The following is a 16,042-nucleotide window of genomic DNA, read 5'->3' as shown; positions in this document are numbered from 1 at the left end:
GATAGCTCGCACCGACCTCGCGATCCCGACGGCGAGCGCACACTGCCCGGGAGGGGGCTCGGGATCCCCGCCAGGGTGGAGGTGTCGAACGCGGCCGCGCTCACTCGCTGCTGTGGACCCGCCTCGTGGGAGAATCGACCGGCGCGCACCGCATTCGTCCGGGGCTCGCGAAGTGAAGGGGGTCGTGATGTCGACGGTGTCTCCGGCTCTCGGCCGGCGCGAGCGCAACAAGCAGGACAAGCTCGACCGCATCGTCCGCGCCGCCAGCACTCTGTTCGCGAGTCACGGCATCGACGAGGTCACGACGCAGCAGATCGCCGAGGCGGCCGACATCGGCGCCGGCACGCTGTTCTTGTACGCCAAGAGCAAGAGTGAGCTGCTGCTCATGGTGCAGAACGCCCATTACGCCACGGCTCTCGAGCACGGACGCCAGGCCGCGGCATCCACCGATGGTGTCGTCGACGGCCTCATCGCGCAGATGGAGCCGATCGTGGCCTGCAATCGGGTGCACGTCGACAACGGTCGCATCTACCTGCGGGAGATCCTGTTCGGGGATGCCTCGGAGCCGCACCACGCTGAGGCGCTCGAGATCGTCGAGCAGAACGAGCAGGACATCGCCGCGATCCTGGTCGCGCGTGCCGGCGCGACGCAGACCCACGCGCTCGTGCTGGCGCGGGTGATCTCCTCGGCGCTGCTGGTCACGATGGCCGCGGCGGATCGTGCGTGGTCGGTCGCCGAGGTCATGACCGCCGTGCGGACGCAGATCGAAGCAGTCATACGCTGACGGGGCACCCGAGCGTGAGCCCGGATGCCCCGTCGCGTTCGGAGCGAGGTCAGGCGGCGGGCGTCGGCGTGAGCTCGGAGTAGAGCGCCGCGAGCGGCTCGGACAGCTTCGCCCGCACGTGGCGGGTGAGGTCGTCGGCGAGCACTTCGTACTCGCCCGCCTCGAGGCCGGCGAGCACCTGAGCGACGAGGTCCTCCGTGGTCAGCTTGGGGCCGGACGCATGCGCAGCCATCGCCGTGTCGACGTACCCCATGTGCACGCCCATGACATGGATGCCGCGCGGCGCGAGCTCGAGGCGGAACGAGTTGGTCGCGGACCACAGCGCAGCCTTGGCCGCCGAGTAGATTCCCCCGAACGCGTACCACGACGCGACCGAGTGCACGTCGATGAGCGCAGCGCCGGGACGGCCGGCGATCACGGGGGCGAATGCTCGGGCGACGCGCACGGGTCCGAGGAAGTTGACGTCGACGTTGGCCGCGATGGCGGCGTCGTCGATATCGATGAGGCTCGCGGTGGGCGGATTCGCTCCGGCATTGTTGAACACGACGGTCGCGTCGGCGGCGGCGGCGACCGCGGCGGACACCGAGGCGGGATCGGTGACATCCAGCACCAGCGGCACCACCCGCGGGTCGTCCCAGCGCTGAGGTACGCGGGCGCTCGCGTAGACCTTGGTCGCCCCGCGCGCCAGCGCCTGCGAGACCAGCTCTCGGCCGATCCCGCCATTGGCTCCGGTGACGACAACGACGGCATCCTGCAATGAAGGCATGTGCTTCATCCTTTCGATCGGGTGAGGGGAGGTGGTGTGTCTGGCGCAGTCACGCGCCGACGATGACCGCCTTGCCGCGGATGCCACCGCGCTCGAGGCTCGCCAGGGCGGCGGCTGTCTGGTCGAAGGGGAAGGTTGCCCCGACGAAGGGTCGCAGCACGCCCGCGTCGACGAGCGCGGCGATCTTGCGCAGCTGTGCGCCATCGGATCTCATGAAGAGGAACTCGTAGGTCACGCCGAGGGAGGCCGCCTGTGTGCGCACCGTGCGGCTGAGTGCCCCCATGGCCAGTCTCAGCAGCGGGTTCAGTCCCAATGTCCTGGCGAAAGCGGGAGTCGGTGGGCCCGCGATGCCGATTGCTCTGCCCCCGGGGCGCAGCACTCGCAGCGACGTGGACAGGTTGTCGCCGCCCAGGCTGTCGAGCACGAAGTCGTAGCCCGACAGCTCGGCTGCAAAGTCTTGGGTTCGGTAATCGATCACGATGTCGGCGCCCAGCTCGCGCACGAACTCGGCGTTCTTTCCCGACACGGTGGTCGCGACGTGCGCACCCAGGTGCTTGGCGAGCTGGATGGCGATCGTGCCCACGCCGCCGGCCCCGGCGTGGATGAGTACCTTCTGTCCGGCGGAGACGTTGCCCCGTTCGACGAGCGCCTGCCACGCCGTCAATGCCACGAGAGGCAGGGAGGCCGCCTCGATCTCGGTGATGGTCCGTGGCGCACGCGCGACGTCGCTCTCGTCGATCGCGACGCGCTCCGCGAACGTGCCGATCCTCCCGTCGCGTGCGCGGGCGTACACCGCGTCGCCCGGCGCGAAGCGGGTCACCTTCGCGCCGACCTGCAACACCATGCCGGCGACATCGTGACCGAGCACGAGGGGCATCTTGTAGGGCAGAAAGGCCTTGAACTCGCCGAGCCGCACCTTCTCGTCCAGCTGGTTGAGTCCCGCCGCGGCGACGCGGACGAGGACGTCGGTGTCGCCCACGACGGGTTCGGGCGCATCGACCTCTCGAAGCGGGCTTTTGTAGCGGTCGATGGCGAATGCGCGCATGTCGGTTCTCCTGTGAGCGGCGTGTCTCGGGGTTCGCGGGCGTGTCATGCGCTCGGCGTCGCCGGGACAAGCTCAGCGCCCACCCGTCGTCTCTCCCGAATCCGGGTGTCTTTCCGGTTTACGGAGTGTACTCAAGTATGAGCGGACTCAGTAAAGATGTCAATTCGTGCGCCGGCGAGGCGAGTGCAGGCGCGCGTAGGCCTCGCGGTCGGCGCTGGCGCGATCGCGATCGCGATCGCGATCGCGAAAGTCAAGCCGCTTTCGACGCCCTGCTCGAGCGCTTACCCTGAACCAGATGGCGCCCAAAGAACTGTGGCTCGTGCGGCATGGCGAGAGCGTGGCGAACGTCGCGGCTACACGAGCGGAGGTCGAAGGCCTCGATGTGATTCCGATCGACATCCGCGACGCCGATGTTCCGCTGTCTCCGACGGGCGAGGAGCAGGCGCTGGCTCTACGGACATGGATGGACGGTCGCCGCGGATCCATCGACACGTTCTATGCGTCGCCCTACCTGCGGGCCAGACAGACGCTCACCGTCGCATTGGACTCCGTGGAACAGGCGGCACCGCGAATCCTCATCGACGAGCGGCTACGCGATCGCGAACTCGGCGTGCTGGATCTGCTCACGCGTGCGGGCGTGGCCCGGCTGCAGCCGGCGGAAGCACAGCGACGCCGTCATCTCGGCAAGTTCTATCACCGTCCTCCCGGGGGCGAGTCATGGGCAGACGTCGCCCTGCGGCTGCGGTCCTTCCTCCGTGACCTCGACGCGGATCCTCGTGCAGGGTCGGTGCTGATCGTCGCGCACGACGCTGTCGTCATGGTTCTGCTCTACCTGCTGCTGCCCCTGGACGAGGCCAGCCTTCTCGAGTTCGCGGCATCCCGAACCGTACTCAACGCCTCGGTCACCCACCTGACTCGTGCGGGGGACTCATGGCAGCTCGACGCGTTCGCGGATGTGACTCACCTGCACATCGATGGTGCGCCGGTCACCGTGCACCCGGGGAGCCCGGATGTCCAGCCCACGTAGCTCTGTCACAGTCGAGCTCCTCCGCGAGTGGGGGCTGCCCGACCCGGGCGATTCGAAGAAGACCCGGGGTCAGGTGGTTGTCGTCGGCGGTTCGATGCGCACGCCGGGTGCGGTCGCCCTGGCAGGCGAGGCGTCGCTGCGCGTCGGCGCCGGCCGACTCGCCCTCATCGTTCCCGAACCAGTGCAGAGCGCCCTCGGCGTCGCTGTGCCTGAGGCAGCTGTGCTGGCGCTGCCGTCCTCCTCCCGAGCTGGCCTTCCCGACGGGCTGCGCGAGCCTCTGGAGACAGCTGATGCCGTGCTGTTCGGTCCCGGATTCGACGATCCCGAGCAGACCCGTGACACGCTCCGAGCTGTCGCAGCATCCCGCATCCGGTGCCTCGTGCTCGATGCCTTCGCCCTCGGCGTGCTCGACCAGGTGCCACGCGAAGAACTGCCCGAGAATCTCGTGCTGACGCCGAACACGGAGGAGGCAGCCATCCTGCTCGGCCGTGATCTCGGCGACGAGCCCATTGCCGACCTGCTCGAGATCAGTCGACGCTACGACGCAGCCGTGAGCTGCTACGGCGACATCGCCACACCTACCGGGGAATTCTGGAGGGTGACGGCAGGAGGGTCGGGCCTGGGCACGTCCGGCAGCGGCGACGTGCTCGCGGGCGCCATCGCCGGCATCGCGGCCCGCGGCGTCCCACCGGCGCGAGCCGCCGTGTGGGGGAGCTGGGCGCATGCACGTGCGGGTGACCGGCTGACCGAGCGGGTCGGGCTCGGATTCCTCGCCCGTGATATCGGAACGGAACTCACCGCAGCGATCGGGGAAGTGGTCGGCTCACGAGCCGGCTGACCGTCAGCCGCGGTCGAACCTTGCCCGTTGAACAGTCGCTTGCGTGCCTCGTCAGTTTCACAACTGGTCCGTCGCCCCGGCGGCAAGGTCGGAGGCCTGGCGTCGCAAGAACCCCGCGTAGCCACCGGCGGTGCGTCCGACGAGGCGGCCTGACGTGATGACCTCGGCGTCGTCGCTGGCGGCGACGACAGCGCCGTTGCTCCGGCATCGTGAGATCAGGTCGACGTCCTCGTGTTCGCCGATGGGCGCGAATCCACCTGCGGCAAGGTACGTGGTGGCTCTCACACCGAGGTTGGCGCCGTGGATGTTGCCGTTCGGTCGGCCGCGGATATGTGTGCGCAGCCAGAGCGACCGCTGAGCGATCGACAAGTCATCGAAGTCCGGCCGCACCGTACCGGCACACACGTCCGCGATGCGGGAGATTGCGCGGAAGTTGGTGAGCCATCCCGGAGGGACGCGGGAGTCGGCGTCGGTGTTCGCGATCCAGAGGCGCCCGACGGGTACCTCTGCGAGTGCGTCGATGGCGTGGGAGACGCCCACCGCACGCGCCGCTCCGACACGCCCCGCGGTCGAGGTGAGCGTCGTGAAGCCGAACCGGGATACGACCTCAGCGGACGCATCCGTGCACGCGTCGAGCACGATCCGCACCTCGGAGCGGATGCCCGCACGCGACGCCGTCTCAACGGCCGCCGTCAACGCCGACAGCGACGCGTGGAGCAGCAGTTCTTCGTCGCGGACGGGAACGACGACGACCATGACGTCCGTCTGCTCGCGTCTCATGCGAGCCCTTCCCTTTCGGCGACGGATCTCGCGGGGCGGCGCGCGAACACCTCGAGCACGAAGTCCTTCTCGACGTGCAGACTGACGGTCTCCCACCCCGGGACGGATCGGAGAGCCTCATGCACCTGATCGCCGGTCTGCGGGTACTCCGCGACGGCGTGACGCCAATGGCAGGCGACGACGTGGCCGTCGTCTCCGAGCGAGGCTTCGATCCGGAGAAGCGTGTGCTGCAGGTCGGTCGGTGAGAGGTAGTAGCCGATCTCGGAGAAGATGATGGTGTCGAATCGGCCGGTCGGCCAGTCTTCGGGGACGCGGCCCTGCCGGACCGATACCCGAGCCTCGGGGGCGAGGCGGGCCCGGGCTGTTTCGACAGCGGCGGTGGCGGCATCCATCGCGATCACTTCGCGCGCGCGGGGGGCCAGCTGGGCGGTGAGCAGTCCCGTCGCGCAGCCGATCTCGAACACGTCGCCGAGCTCGCGCGCGGGCAGCGTCGCGAGCAGGAGTGCGCGTTTGCGCTGCTCGTACCACCGCGACTCGAATCCCCACGGGTCGTCGCTGTTGCGGCGGTAGAACTCATCGAACCAGTCGGCGTCCATGCTCTGCGCCTGCGCGTCGTCCGGTTCTGCGGTGAGGAAGACCTCGATGTCGCGGTGGAAGTGGTCCTGCATGCCGAGGTGCAGCAGCGCTTCGTCGCCCGGCTGATCCGACAGCGGCGAGATCTGGCTGACGTGGCAGGCGAGGGCGTCTCGTTTCGCGTGCAGTTCGTCGTCTGTGAGAGGGAGGGCGACGACCCGGTCCCAGGGAAGGTCGTCAGGGGTTCCCCAGTGCCAGGCCCACACCGGGTACTCGAGGAAGATGAATCGCCGGTGGCGTGCGATGGTGTTCGTGACTTCCGCGATGATGCGGTGGTCGCGGTGCCGGTCCTGGGACCACGGTGCGGCGACGAGCACACCTCTCGGGTTGGCGGTGCGGTGGACGTCGAAGATCGCGCAGAGTCGCTCCCGCAGGTGGCCCTTGCGTTCGGCGAGGAGTCCGTCGGGAAGACCGAGGAAGTGCACGTCGGCGTCCGGTGCGAGGATCGCGATGGCCCGGGCGACTTCGTTGCGGCGCAGCCGGGCGAGCGTCTCCCGGTCGTGCGTCGGAGAGGCAGGGTGGGAGGCTTCACCGTCGGTGGCGATCACGACCACCACACGCGCCCCGATGCGAGCAGCCCGGTGAAGCAGCCCGCCGGCGCCGAGGGTCTCATCGTCGGGGTGCGCCGCGACGACGACGAGCACCGAGAACTGGGCGTCCAGCGGCCGGAGCGAACGCCCGGCGAACTCGTCGCGCCACGCCGATTCCGGCGTGCCCGCATCGAGGTGACTGAATGCGGCACTCATCTCGATGTCTCGCTTTCGACCGCAAGCCGGCCGAGCCGGGCAGCGTCGCGGAGACCGTGGTGCTGTCGCAGATAGAGGTGAAGATCGGCGACTCGGCGTGCGTACGACACGTCCGTGACCAGTTGCGCGGGACCGAGGGCGGCGTCCGCTTCGGCCAGAGTCGTGGTCGCGGCGCCGACCGTGACGGCACGCACACGTTCGGCGAGCAGCCTCGAGTCGACGTCCGCCTGCGTGTCCACGAGCTGCGCGGCCTCGCGCAACGCTGCGCGCGCCGCCCAGAGCGCAGCATCCGCCCGACCGAAGTGCACGAACGCGAGCTGATCGGCGCGCTCCGAGGATGCCGAGGCGAGGAGGGCGTCACGGATGCCCAGCGCTCCTCCCCACCAGCAGGCAGCGACGGACATCGCGCCCCAGGCGAACCCCGGACGCGAGAGATACCACCCGACATCACCGACCGGGACAGCCGGTGCGCCGTCGAAATCGACCGGGGCACTGACGATCTCGGGCAGTCCCCGCGCCACCCACGGTCCGTCGTGCGGGCGCACTCCTGGTCCCTTCAACGCCACCGCAAAGAGCCGGCGCTCGTCGCCGATGAACGCCGTCACCAGCGCGTGGGAGAGGTGGGCGGCGAGTGAGCACCACGGTTTGGTGCCGGAGAGGGTCCAGCCTGAGCCGCTCTCGTGCGCGTCGACCCGCAGGCCCGGCCCTTCCGCCGCGAAGACACCCCACGAAGAGTTCTCGGTCACCCCGATCGTGGACAGATTCCACGGATCGACGCCGGATGCGAGGTTCGTGCCCGCCTGCTCGAGGATGCCGAGCGCATCCAGGTGCGGCTCGAGCACACGCGCTGCGGCGACATCGCGGTACGCGGTCGCCGTGAGGCTATCCCACAGCCTTATCGTGTCGCCGTTGCCGACCGTGGGCAGCGTCTTCGCGAGGGCGACGGACCATCCGATGGTGGCGGGAATGTCATCGCGGAGCGACGCCACCGACTCGGTATCGGCCACGGCACCAGCGAAGCCGGCATCGCGAGAAGCTTCGGGAGAAAGCAGTGAAGGCTGTGTCCGTTGGGCACTCGTGATCATGATCCGACCTCCAGCTGGCAGCAAGCACAGGCCCGTCCTGTCACTCGTGTCACGCGCGTCCTCCTGATCACCGATGGCGCTCTCTTCTCGGGCGAGCGTAGGTGGCCCTGAGCACGGCGTCGCTGGCCTTGACACCGCGGGGCGTTGCATGTCAGTTCGTGAACCTCGTCGGCCTGCGCTCTTCGACCGGGTCGAGCAGCATCCCGCCGATTCCTTCGCCCTGCTGGTCGGGATCGATCGCATTCCGACCGATCAGCAGGAGGACGTCGTCCGCGACAACCCGAAGGGCGCCGACGACGCGCTGTCCCGTGTCCCGCCACGAATTCGAGATGCACCAGCCTCCCTTGCGTGTCGGCACGTCGCCGGCCTTCGGATGAGGGGGTGCCCCACGACGCCCCTTGTCAACCCCTGAGCACGGCCGAGCAAGGTCCTGCCTAATAGGAGAAAAGGATCCGACATCCAGTGAGGAGTACCCCCATGGTTCAGATCATCGAGACCATCGACGTAGACGTTCCCGTCCGCATCGCCTACAACCAGTGGACCCAGTTCGAGACCTTCCCGCAGTTCCTTGACGAGGTCGAGTCGATCACGCAGACCAGTGACACTTCGACCCATTGGACGGTGAAGGTGGGCGGGTTTACGCGCGAGTTCGACGCAGAGATCACCGAGCAGCACCCGGATGAGCGGGTCGCATGGACCAGCACCGGCGGAGACACCGAACACGCCGGAGTCGTCACCTTCCACAAGCTCACCGACACGACCAGCAGGGTCACCGTGCAGCTTGACTGGGAGCCCGAGGGTCTGGCCGAGAAGCTGGGTGCTCTGGTGGGCGCGGGGAGCCATGCTGTGAAGAAGGATCTGAAGAACTTCAAGGAGTTCATCGAGGCGCAGGGCACCGCAAGCGGTGCGTGGCGCGGCGACGTCGACGCGTAGACGCTCTGGAGAGGGCGGGCGGGCGATGACGATGCGGATCGGCGCGTCCGGCCGGCGCTCGCTCACGGGGGACCGTGCTCTATCCGGTGGGTCTTGCTTCCGGAGCGCGGCTCTCCACGTAGGCGTTCGACACCGCGGAGCTCAACGCGAGTTTCCAACTGGCCGCCAGCCGGCGGCTTCCGCAGCTGACGCCGACGGCTTGCTGACGGTCTCGCGGCGTCGGCCAAGGCGCCCGTGGCCTCACCCACGCGAAGAATCTCCGCTCTCCCGAGTTGTGGGTGCAGCGGATGCCGGAGGGCTGGCATGAGCTCGGCGACGAGCGGGGTGTGGTGCTGGTCCGGCTGCCGCCGACGCTACCGTGCGACGACGACCGGATGCGCGACTTCCTGGAACGAGTGCCCGGGTGGATGCGCTCCCGACGAGGCATCCACAACGTGACGGGCAAAGAGCCGGTTCGAGCCGCTTGCTGTCGAGAGAAATCCCAGGTCAGACAGCGTAAAGCAATACAAGTACCCTGGAGGGACTCGAACACGACTGAGCATAATGCTCAATCCGACGCAAACTGGCAAGAACCGTGGAATTACGCGGATCCCCGTGATTGCCAGCGACATCGCGCGACCGTCCAATACACGTCGTGGGAAACGGTTTGCGGGCAAAACGCGGGCAGAAAACCCCGAAAAATCAGAGCTGCTCGACACCCCGTGGCGCAAGGCGTCCCGGCCTCGGAACTCGCTCAGTGGCAAGAAATGTCAAATGAGCACATTGCGAAGCAGCAAAGCGCTAGAGACCGCAATGTTGAGCAATCTGCTCAAACCGCGCCATAGGGTCGATAACCCTGATCGGATCTCCCTGCGGTAGCACCGACTGGCTGCTCATCGTCCGATCGACGGTCCGCCGGGCTGAGCTGACCCGCGGTGTGGCGCCGCAGGGTCGAATGCCTGGCCCGGGTTGTATGGGTCGACCGCCGGCGCCCGCCGCGGCTCCTGGATCCGGACCTCCGGCGCCAGGCCCGAGTCGCGCGCGCGACTCATGAGGCGCGTCGCGGTGCTCTGACTGATCTGCAGTGTGTCGGCGACGAGCTTGAGCGGCGGATAGCTGATTGCCGTGGCGACGCGATAGACAGAGATCGCGGCATGGAGGGACTCCAAGGGCTCGCGCTCCTCCTGCGCCCGCACACGACTGAGAAACTCGCGCACCGGAATGCGGTCGCGTTCGCCGCCATCCTCAGGGCCGACGTCGACGGTGACGACATCGAGAGCTGACCTCGTCATGATCCAGTGCGTTCGCACCTCGCGGAGCACCTGGCTGGTGATGTCTACGCCCTCTGCTTCGCGCTCGAGGGCAGCGAAGACGACGGCGGTGCGTCCGAGCCTGTCATCCCACTCCACGCGGACAGTAATCGTGCCGGGCACGTCCTGCTCACCCGACACGCGCGCGCGCCAGGACTTCGGAAGCGTCACCCCGCTGCCGAGATCTATGCGCTCGTCGCTGAAGTCGTACGTCTCGACGTCTGCCATGGAGCCCACTATTCCAGGTCATCGAAGAATCGCGAAGAAGACTGTCGATCTTGGCTCACGGATGTGGTACTTTGCCACGAAGGGAGACTGACACTGCTGGCTCACAGGAAGGAAGGGCGATGAACCGGTCACAGGACTGCCTGGCTCTGACGATGAAGGATGCCGCGAAGCTCGTTGGCGTCGACTACCGCACGATCAAGCTCGGCATCGAGAATGGGACCATCCCCACGATCCAACTCGGCCCGCGCCGGATGATCCCTCGCGTCCCGCTGCTACGGGCCTTCGGCGTCGACGCTTGACCGGTGGCTAATAGCTGGAGCTTCGGGTTGGCCTTTCGAGGCTGAGGACGCGTTGCCCCTGACCCGTTGTTCGCGGCTCGATGCTCCATCCTGATTCCAGGCTCGGGTCTCGGGCGGAACTCCGTTCTGACTCTTCGTCTGCGCAAGTGAAACCCACGCGAGCCGGATCGCACGTTGCCAACCCCGCCGGTGCGGTGGATGGCTCAGAGCCACCAACTGAAGGCGCCCGCGTCGCGCTCGCATCTGCGACTGATGCACGCCTCTCCCGCGCGGCCAGACAACGAGCGGCGTCGCGTTCACGAGTAGGTTTCTGTAGTCCCATATCGGCGCGCTGCGCGCCGATATGGTGAGCAGATGAGTGGTGATGTGATCGGGGACGTCGACTCGACCGATGACGTGGAGCCTGACGAGATCGGTGCTCTCTCCCGCGTCCTCGGCGATGTCTTTCGCCTCGAGGTGAGCTTGAACGGCGATGAAGTCGAGTTTCGAGGTAGGCAACCTGGACCATCAGCAGATCTGGTCTTGGAGAAGAAGTCGCGGACCGACGTTCTGAAGGTGCTCGCTGAGATTGAACGACTTCGGTCATCTGAGTCACTCGGGCTGGCATTCATCACAGACACGACGTTCGAGGTCGCCGTGGACGAATCCTCTCTCGGAAGGCCTTTGCGGGCGCGCGACGACCTGATCCTTGAAAATGCCGCGGAAGGGCTCCTCTATCGGCTTGGGCGACCCAGCACTGCCTTCAGCATCGCGTGTGCAAAGTTGATGACTGACATCCCAAGGCGAGATCGACCGATGATGCCATCGCTATGGCGCTATGGTCGGTCACCTTCCGGTCAGGCAGAAATTGTTGATCCGTTCGTCTTAATCGCCGATTGGGTCCGGCTTTCGACGTTGCGCATCGAGAGCACGAAGAAGCGAAGCGAAGCCGACTGGCGCGTTCTTTCGGAGTCCCTCTTCTTCCACCTTGGTTTCAACCTCGACCTGGCACTCACCCCGCGACAGTCCGCGACAGAATTGTCCCGCTCGAGTCGGATTCAGAGACTGCGGCGCACTATGACAGACGAGCTTGATGCGCCGCGGCGGACGTATATCCCCGAGATAGTTCGCAGCTATCAAGTGGCGCTAGGCTCTGAGAGCCCTATGCTGTCGTACTTGTCCTTCTATCACGTCGCTGAGCATTGGTTCGAAGACGTCTTTCTCGACGATGTGGCAACTCGCGTCCAGCTCGCCATTACTTCGCCAGACTTCTCAGCGAGGCGAAAGAAGGACATCCGCGGCGTCATCCGTACTGTGAGCAAGTCTCTTCGTGCGAGAGACGAGAGCGTAGTGATCAACGAGGCCACGGCTCTCCAGCTGACTCTCGAGAAGTACGTAGACCTAGCGTCGCTCGCCGACTCGATATCGACGTTCGATGCTTCGTTGCTTGAGTACTACGCGCACACACCGGTCGGTTTTTCATCCGGAGACACCGTCGACCTCAGGTCACCGCACGATGAGCGCTACAAGCGCCTTGCTCAACGCATCTATAAGACTAGGAATGCCCTCGTTCATCGCAAGGATGGCGACAAGTCCCGTTACACACCGTTTAAAGACGACCACGCGCTTCGTCGCGAGATCCCGTTGATCCGGTTCGTTTCGGAAGCAGTCATCATCGGTAGCAGCTCAGTACTTTAGGGTCCGAAAGCGAAGCCTCTCAGAACAGGCACCGGAGTGCGCGAGTGTCACCTGGCAGCCAAGGTGGTACCTGGCGACGAAGGGAGAGTGACACTGGTTTCAGAAGCGCGGGACCATGAACCGGTGACCGGACTGTCTGGCACCGAAATAGAGGATGCCGCGAAGCTCGTCGGCGTCGACTACCGCACGATCAAGCTCGGCATCGAAAGCGGGACAATCCCCACCGTTCAACTCGGCCCGCGCCGGATGATCCCCGCGTTCCGCTGCTGCGCCTTCGGCGTCGACATCTGATAGCGGTGCCGACGGGCGGAGCTCGCCGCGTGTAACCGGCCGACAGGCCGGCGTGATGCGCAAGCGCGCGACGAGCGGGAGTCGCTCCCTCGTCGGACTTTCCTCAAGGCGCTGGCTCCACCCCGGTGGTCGCGCTATGTCCTCGGCAACGCGTGGGCGACCTGGGTATGTATGCGGTCGACATCGATGGGCTGCGGCGCCGCGTCCATCATGCGCTGGACCAGCAGGCGCGGCCACACAACGTGGACACCGTCGACGCTGAAGGAGCCGCCAATCAGTGGCCAGTCGGCTTCGAGAAAGCACAGCACGCCGGTCACCGGCGGCACCGCTTCTCCGAGCGCCGCAGTCACTCGTTCGACCTGGGACTGCACTCCTTGCACCAGCTTGGTGCCGTCCCGTCCGCCGATACGAAGAGACTCGACCCGCGGCCGGATGATGCCTCCCTCCTCCCGCAGTGCGGGACGCTTGCCCACATACCGCTTCGCGTCGATTACCCAGATCCCAGTCGGGCCGATCACAATGTGGTCGATGTTCGCTCGGGTGCCTCGGATGCGGCGGTCATGCAGCACACGGAAGGTGTCGGGCAGGTCGGTGAGACGCCGCGCCAGGAGCTCTTCACCGACGGCGCCGCGTTCCCAGGCTTTCGTCCTCTGCGGGTCACCGGTGAGCGCGAGGATCAGTCCGCCGAGCTTCGGGTGGTCGGTACGGATCCGCTGTTCCCGGTTGTCTCGGCGGCGCTCGTACTCGCGTCGCGCGGACGCACCCGCCTCGCCTCGGTCCCCAGCCGTAACCTCGACCGCGCAATCGACACAGCGGACGGTCTTCGAGCCGCGCTCGTAGACCGCTTCCTCGCCGGCGGAGATCGGCTGCGTGCAGAGCCGGCATGTTCCGGTGTACCGCAGCCGCATGCGTTTGTCGTCTGGTCCCAGTTCCAGCGTCACGACGCGAACGTACCAGTCCGGTCGCCAAAGAGCCCTATCGCCAGTCGAAGCCGCGCGCTTCTAAGTTCGCCCTCGTCATCGGGTCGTCCATCGCATAGCGCTCGGTGCCGCCGCGCGCATTCGTGATGACGATGAACCTCCCATGTGGATCCTCATGGGCGACAATCTCCTCGACCTTCCCATGGGCTCACCAGCTCGGGACCTCGAATCCGTACACGGGCCGTACCCGGACGACGAGCGTCGCGGGTACGTTCTCGCGTGGTGTCAGCTCGTGATGTCAGGGAGGACGTGGTCGAGCCAGCTGCATCGGCCCGCCACGAATTGAGCGGTCGAGTGGGGGCCATCAGCGGGCAGATGTCGTCCAGCGTGATGGACAAACGTGGCTACCAAATCGAGCTGATTAGCGTTGAGGAAACGGTGCGCGTTACTCGATGCCCTTGCACGGAGCCCGATTCGATTCCGAGTGACGGCGCGTGGCCAAGTCCCCACTTCGCCAGTGGCGCTTCGACCCGAGGTAGATCCACGATGTCATCGCCGGTGAAGAAGAGCGCGTAGTTCTTCGCGCTCGGCTTGCCGGAGAACAGGTCGTCTTCGTCATCGCCTGCTGGCGGGTATGCGATTCCGTCGATGCGTTCGTCTGGAGCCCACCGCAAGTACTCCGTGATTATCTGGGTCGGCAAGTACTCGAGATGTTCTCGCCCGTCGAGCAGGATGGGGCTGGTGATCGCCCGTACGAAGTCTCGGATGAATCCGAGGGCGTGCCGTCGCTCGTCGGCCGTGTCGTCAAAAGGGCTGGGATAGGTCGGAGTTCGGGTGAAATCCAGAACCCGAAGCGGTCTGAGTGCGAGGAACTTTCCGATGACAGCTCGGTCATACACGCTGTGCGAGGCGATCTCAGTAAGAGCCAGAGGACTCGTGTCTGCGCCGTAGAACATTGAGATTCCTCTACCGCTCATCCGGCTGACCGCAGCCCTCTCGGAAGGCGCTGAGCCCAGTTCCTTCGCGGGAGCCGCTCGGGCCGACCTGAGCAATGAGAAGACATCGTCGGTCATCCGACCTCGGAAGAACTCGTGGCCCGTCTGGACAGTGGTCACCATTCCCGCCTCGGCGTCCATGTAGTGGAGCAGAATGGTGAGAAATGAGGCGAGTTGCTCAGGGGGAGCGGGCCGGCCGAGTTCTTCGGATCGGGAAGAGAGAAGTACGAACCTTGACCGGGTCTTCACGGTCTCCGCGAAGGCCTGCCACGTGTAGTCCCACTCGTCGGCGTCCAGGTAGCCAAACTCGTCTGCGCCACTTCGCACCCATTCATTCGTAGACATTGCCTGGGCGATGAGTTCGTGGAGCTCCTCCTCGAACGCGGCCTCGATCGTGGATCCAACGCTCTCGTACAGCACCAACCGACTGTCCTCGATGTGCGCCTCCTGGGTCCCGGAATAGTCTGTCGCGTCGATCCAGGAATCAAGCACGAGTCGAAACATCCGCTCGGCTACGGCGTCGATAGGGACAGCGAACGGACGAGCCCGCACGCCGGTTCTGCGGCCGCAGAGCCGGCATTCCCTCTCGCTCACGAGGTGGTCGAGGTGCTGTCGGAGTATGGGGTCCACAACATGGGCCAGACACATCGCGCCTTGGATCTGCTCGAGTTCGGGATCGAAGTGGTGGTCCAATGGTGAGTCCTTCCGCCAGCGACTCGGCCCCCGCGACCAAGGCATATCCCTTCATAGCGGAACTTTGTGCTGACAGTGTGCCGATCGAACCGCAGAGCTGCCTACTCCGCGGGATCCTTCTGCGAGCACCCGCACCCCGATGGGGCGTTCCCGCCGGAGCGGGCCATCGGAGGCCTCGGAGGATCGTTGCTCAATCAGGGGCCATTCGTGCGAAGTAGGCAGGCGGAATGATTCCTACATTCCCGCGCTACTTTGTCCGCTTGCGCCACCGAAGCCGGTAAACGAGGTGAGCAATAGTCCCAGCCAGCAAGATCACGTAGAGGATTGCGAGGATTATCGAGAGACCGGGCAGGTCATTGGGTTGGCCTGTCGCAAGCGGCGCAACGATGGACGCGAGGATGAGGGCCACGAGGGCGACCAAGAACCAGGCCCAGAAGACATCACGACTGCTCGGACGCTTCGTAACGTTGACCACAGACACGTCGATTAGGGGCGAGTCCACCTTTACCTGAGGCTCTCCGTTCGAGATGAAGTCGAGGTTCATGAAGGCCCGCTTGCGGATGAGTTGCGCGGGGAGGTGGAACTCGGCGCTCTTCCAGCCGTCGCTGTTGCCATTCCCGGTCACGATCCCCTCAGAGGTGACTTCAAGCGGCAGAGCACCGCCGGGCTCCACGTGGAATGTCAGCTTCCGTCCGCCATCAAAGTAGCTGCTAGGGATGTCAGCGCGGCTATTCGACAGAAGCCGGAACTCGACAAAGTATGGGTCTGGAACCTCGATCCCACCGACCTTGATTTCGAGTTTCGCCTTCGGGGTAGTCTGCACCAAGCGCCGACTGGTGAGCGTGTACTCAAGTTGGCGCTTCGGGTGGTCGCGATAGTACCCAACGACTGCGTAGACCACTCCAACTAACGCGAGCGCTCCGACGACAGCGGCGACGATAGTCCACACCAACCCCGCATCTCCGCCACCACGGCTATTCGCCGCTGCTTCAAGAATCCCCAAAACCATGGGC

Annotated in this window: 17 protein-coding genes; 7 read left to right on the top strand and 10 right to left on the bottom strand. The window is 65.8% G+C overall.

The window, feature by feature from the left end; genetic code table 11:
* Positions 1-187: 187 nt before the first annotated feature.
* Complete coding sequence (locus AC3A46_RS01235) at positions 188-784, top strand: TetR/AcrR family transcriptional regulator (protein ID WP_487663428.1); 597 nt, start codon at positions 188-190, stop codon at positions 782-784.
* Between the two features lie 49 nt (positions 785-833).
* Here AC3A46_RS01235 and AC3A46_RS01230 read toward each other — a convergent pair whose 3' ends face one another.
* Together AC3A46_RS01230 and AC3A46_RS01225 are read right to left on the bottom strand one after the other, a co-directional pair.
* Complete coding sequence (locus tag AC3A46_RS01230) at positions 834-1,550, bottom strand: SDR family oxidoreductase (RefSeq protein ID WP_487663427.1); 717 nt, start codon at positions 1,548-1,550, stop codon at positions 834-836.
* Between the two features lie 49 nt (positions 1,551-1,599).
* The gene (locus tag AC3A46_RS01225) at positions 1,600-2,595 is read right to left on the bottom strand and encodes an NADP-dependent oxidoreductase (RefSeq protein ID WP_487663426.1); all 996 of its coding nucleotides are present in this window, start codon (positions 2,593-2,595) and stop codon (positions 1,600-1,602) included.
* A 295-nt stretch (positions 2,596-2,890) separates the two neighbouring features.
* On the opposite strand from AC3A46_RS01225, the gene AC3A46_RS01220 reads away from it, so the two are divergent.
* Positions 2,891-3,622, top strand: a complete 732-nt coding sequence (locus tag AC3A46_RS01220) for a histidine phosphatase family protein (protein ID WP_487663425.1) — start codon at positions 2,891-2,893, stop codon at positions 3,620-3,622.
* On the top strand, positions 3,606-4,460 hold the full coding sequence (locus AC3A46_RS01215; protein WP_487663424.1) for an ADP-dependent NAD(P)H-hydrate dehydratase: 855 nt from the start codon (positions 3,606-3,608) through the stop codon (positions 4,458-4,460). Before AC3A46_RS01220 ends, AC3A46_RS01215 begins: the two co-directional genes overlap by 17 nt.
* Before the next feature lie 57 nt (positions 4,461-4,517).
* Here the strand turns inward: AC3A46_RS01215 and AC3A46_RS01210 are convergent, their stop codons facing one another.
* From AC3A46_RS01210 to AC3A46_RS01195, 4 genes are all read right to left on the bottom strand, one after another.
* Entirely contained in the window at positions 4,518-5,240 is a 723-nt protein-coding gene (locus AC3A46_RS01210) for a glycosyltransferase (protein ID WP_487663423.1), read from the bottom strand.
* On the bottom strand, positions 5,237-6,619 hold the full coding sequence (locus AC3A46_RS01205) for a bifunctional PIG-L family deacetylase/class I SAM-dependent methyltransferase (RefSeq protein WP_487663422.1): 1,383 nt from the start codon (positions 6,617-6,619) through the stop codon (positions 5,237-5,239). Before AC3A46_RS01205 ends, AC3A46_RS01210 begins: the two co-directional genes overlap by 4 nt.
* Positions 6,616-7,626 (bottom strand): acyl-CoA dehydrogenase family protein, encoded by a 1,011-nt coding sequence (locus AC3A46_RS01200; protein ID WP_487663421.1) that lies wholly within the window; start codon positions 7,624-7,626, stop codon positions 6,616-6,618. Before AC3A46_RS01200 ends, AC3A46_RS01205 begins: the two co-directional genes overlap by 4 nt.
* A gap of 229 nt (positions 7,627-7,855) precedes the next feature.
* Positions 7,856-8,062, bottom strand: a complete 207-nt coding sequence (locus tag AC3A46_RS01195) for a hypothetical protein (RefSeq protein ID WP_487663420.1) — start codon at positions 8,060-8,062, stop codon at positions 7,856-7,858.
* A 119-nt stretch (positions 8,063-8,181) separates the two neighbouring features.
* Here AC3A46_RS01195 and AC3A46_RS01190 point away from each other — a divergent pair, with 119 nt between their 5' ends.
* A complete protein-coding gene (locus AC3A46_RS01190) occupies positions 8,182-8,637 on the top strand; it encodes an SRPBCC family protein (RefSeq protein WP_487663419.1) in 456 nt (151 codons plus the stop codon).
* 872 nt (positions 8,638-9,509) lie between these two features.
* Here the strand turns inward: AC3A46_RS01190 and AC3A46_RS01185 are convergent.
* Positions 9,510-10,154: a hypothetical protein gene (locus AC3A46_RS01185; RefSeq protein ID WP_487663418.1), complete on the bottom strand. Its 645-nt coding sequence runs from the start codon at positions 10,152-10,154 to the stop codon at positions 9,510-9,512.
* Between the two features lie 119 nt (positions 10,155-10,273).
* Here AC3A46_RS01185 and AC3A46_RS01180 point away from each other — a divergent pair, with 119 nt between their 5' ends.
* The 3 genes from AC3A46_RS01180 to AC3A46_RS01170 all read left to right on the top strand — a co-directional run bounded on the left by AC3A46_RS01180 (position 10,274) and on the right by AC3A46_RS01170 (position 12,421).
* Positions 10,274-10,453 carry a MerR family transcriptional regulator gene (locus AC3A46_RS01180; RefSeq protein WP_487663417.1) on the top strand — a complete coding sequence of 60 codons (180 nt, stop codon included), beginning with the start codon at positions 10,274-10,276 and terminating at the stop codon, positions 10,451-10,453.
* A 354-nt stretch (positions 10,454-10,807) separates the two neighbouring features.
* Entirely contained in the window at positions 10,808-12,130 is a 1,323-nt protein-coding gene (locus tag AC3A46_RS01175; RefSeq protein ID WP_487663416.1) for a hypothetical protein, read from the top strand.
* 123 nt (positions 12,131-12,253) lie between these two features.
* Positions 12,254-12,421, top strand: a complete 168-nt coding sequence (locus AC3A46_RS01170) for a DNA-binding protein (protein ID WP_487663415.1) — start codon at positions 12,254-12,256, stop codon at positions 12,419-12,421.
* Positions 12,422-12,555: 134 nt separating this feature from the next.
* Here AC3A46_RS01170 and AC3A46_RS01165 read toward each other — a convergent pair whose 3' ends face one another.
* The 3 genes from AC3A46_RS01165 to AC3A46_RS01155 all read right to left on the bottom strand — a co-directional run bounded on the left by AC3A46_RS01165 (position 12,556) and on the right by AC3A46_RS01155 (position 16,038).
* The gene (locus tag AC3A46_RS01165; protein ID WP_487663414.1) at positions 12,556-13,362 is read right to left on the bottom strand and encodes a nuclease-related domain-containing protein; all 807 of its coding nucleotides are present in this window, start codon (positions 13,360-13,362) and stop codon (positions 12,556-12,558) included.
* Positions 13,363-13,745: 383 nt separating this feature from the next.
* On the bottom strand, positions 13,746-15,029 hold the full coding sequence (locus AC3A46_RS01160; protein ID WP_487663413.1) for an RES family NAD+ phosphorylase: 1,284 nt from the start codon (positions 15,027-15,029) through the stop codon (positions 13,746-13,748).
* A 247-nt stretch (positions 15,030-15,276) separates the two neighbouring features.
* Positions 15,277-16,038, bottom strand: a complete 762-nt coding sequence (locus AC3A46_RS01155; RefSeq protein WP_487663412.1) for a DUF805 domain-containing protein — start codon at positions 16,036-16,038, stop codon at positions 15,277-15,279.
* Between the last annotated feature and the right edge of the window lie 4 nt (positions 16,039-16,042).

The sequence above is a fragment of the Microbacterium sp. Soil_C_42 genome, from assembly GCF_057656735.1.
Note: the sequence above shows the minus strand (reverse complement) of the source record. Positions and strands in the feature narration are given on the sequence as shown.

Excerpts from the sequence above, each read along its gene's own strand:
- AC3A46_RS01190 (WP_487663419.1), top strand. The coding sequence starts at position 8,182 with ATGGTTCAGATCATCGAGACCATCGACGTAGACGTTCCCGTCCGCATC.
- AC3A46_RS01210 (WP_487663423.1), bottom strand. The coding sequence starts at position 5,240 with ATGAGACGCGAGCAGACGGACGTCATGGTCGTCGTCGTTCCCGTCCGC.
- AC3A46_RS01155 (WP_487663412.1), bottom strand. The coding sequence starts at position 16,038 with ATGGTTTTGGGGATTCTTGAAGCAGCGGCGAATAGCCGTGGTGGCGGA.
- AC3A46_RS01220 (WP_487663425.1), top strand. The coding sequence starts at position 2,891 with ATGGCGCCCAAAGAACTGTGGCTCGTGCGGCATGGCGAGAGCGTGGCG.
- AC3A46_RS01215 (WP_487663424.1), top strand. The coding sequence starts at position 3,606 with ATGTCCAGCCCACGTAGCTCTGTCACAGTCGAGCTCCTCCGCGAGTGG.
- AC3A46_RS01205 (WP_487663422.1), bottom strand. The coding sequence starts at position 6,619 with ATGAGTGCCGCATTCAGTCACCTCGATGCGGGCACGCCGGAATCGGCG.
- AC3A46_RS01175 (WP_487663416.1), top strand. The coding sequence starts at position 10,808 with ATGAGTGGTGATGTGATCGGGGACGTCGACTCGACCGATGACGTGGAG.
- AC3A46_RS01225 (WP_487663426.1), bottom strand. The coding sequence starts at position 2,595 with ATGCGCGCATTCGCCATCGACCGCTACAAAAGCCCGCTTCGAGAGGTC.
- AC3A46_RS01180 (WP_487663417.1), top strand. The coding sequence starts at position 10,274 with ATGAACCGGTCACAGGACTGCCTGGCTCTGACGATGAAGGATGCCGCG.
- AC3A46_RS01230 (WP_487663427.1), bottom strand. The coding sequence starts at position 1,550 with ATGCCTTCATTGCAGGATGCCGTCGTTGTCGTCACCGGAGCCAATGGC.
- AC3A46_RS01185 (WP_487663418.1), bottom strand. The coding sequence starts at position 10,154 with ATGGCAGACGTCGAGACGTACGACTTCAGCGACGAGCGCATAGATCTC.
- AC3A46_RS01235 (WP_487663428.1), top strand. The coding sequence starts at position 188 with ATGTCGACGGTGTCTCCGGCTCTCGGCCGGCGCGAGCGCAACAAGCAG.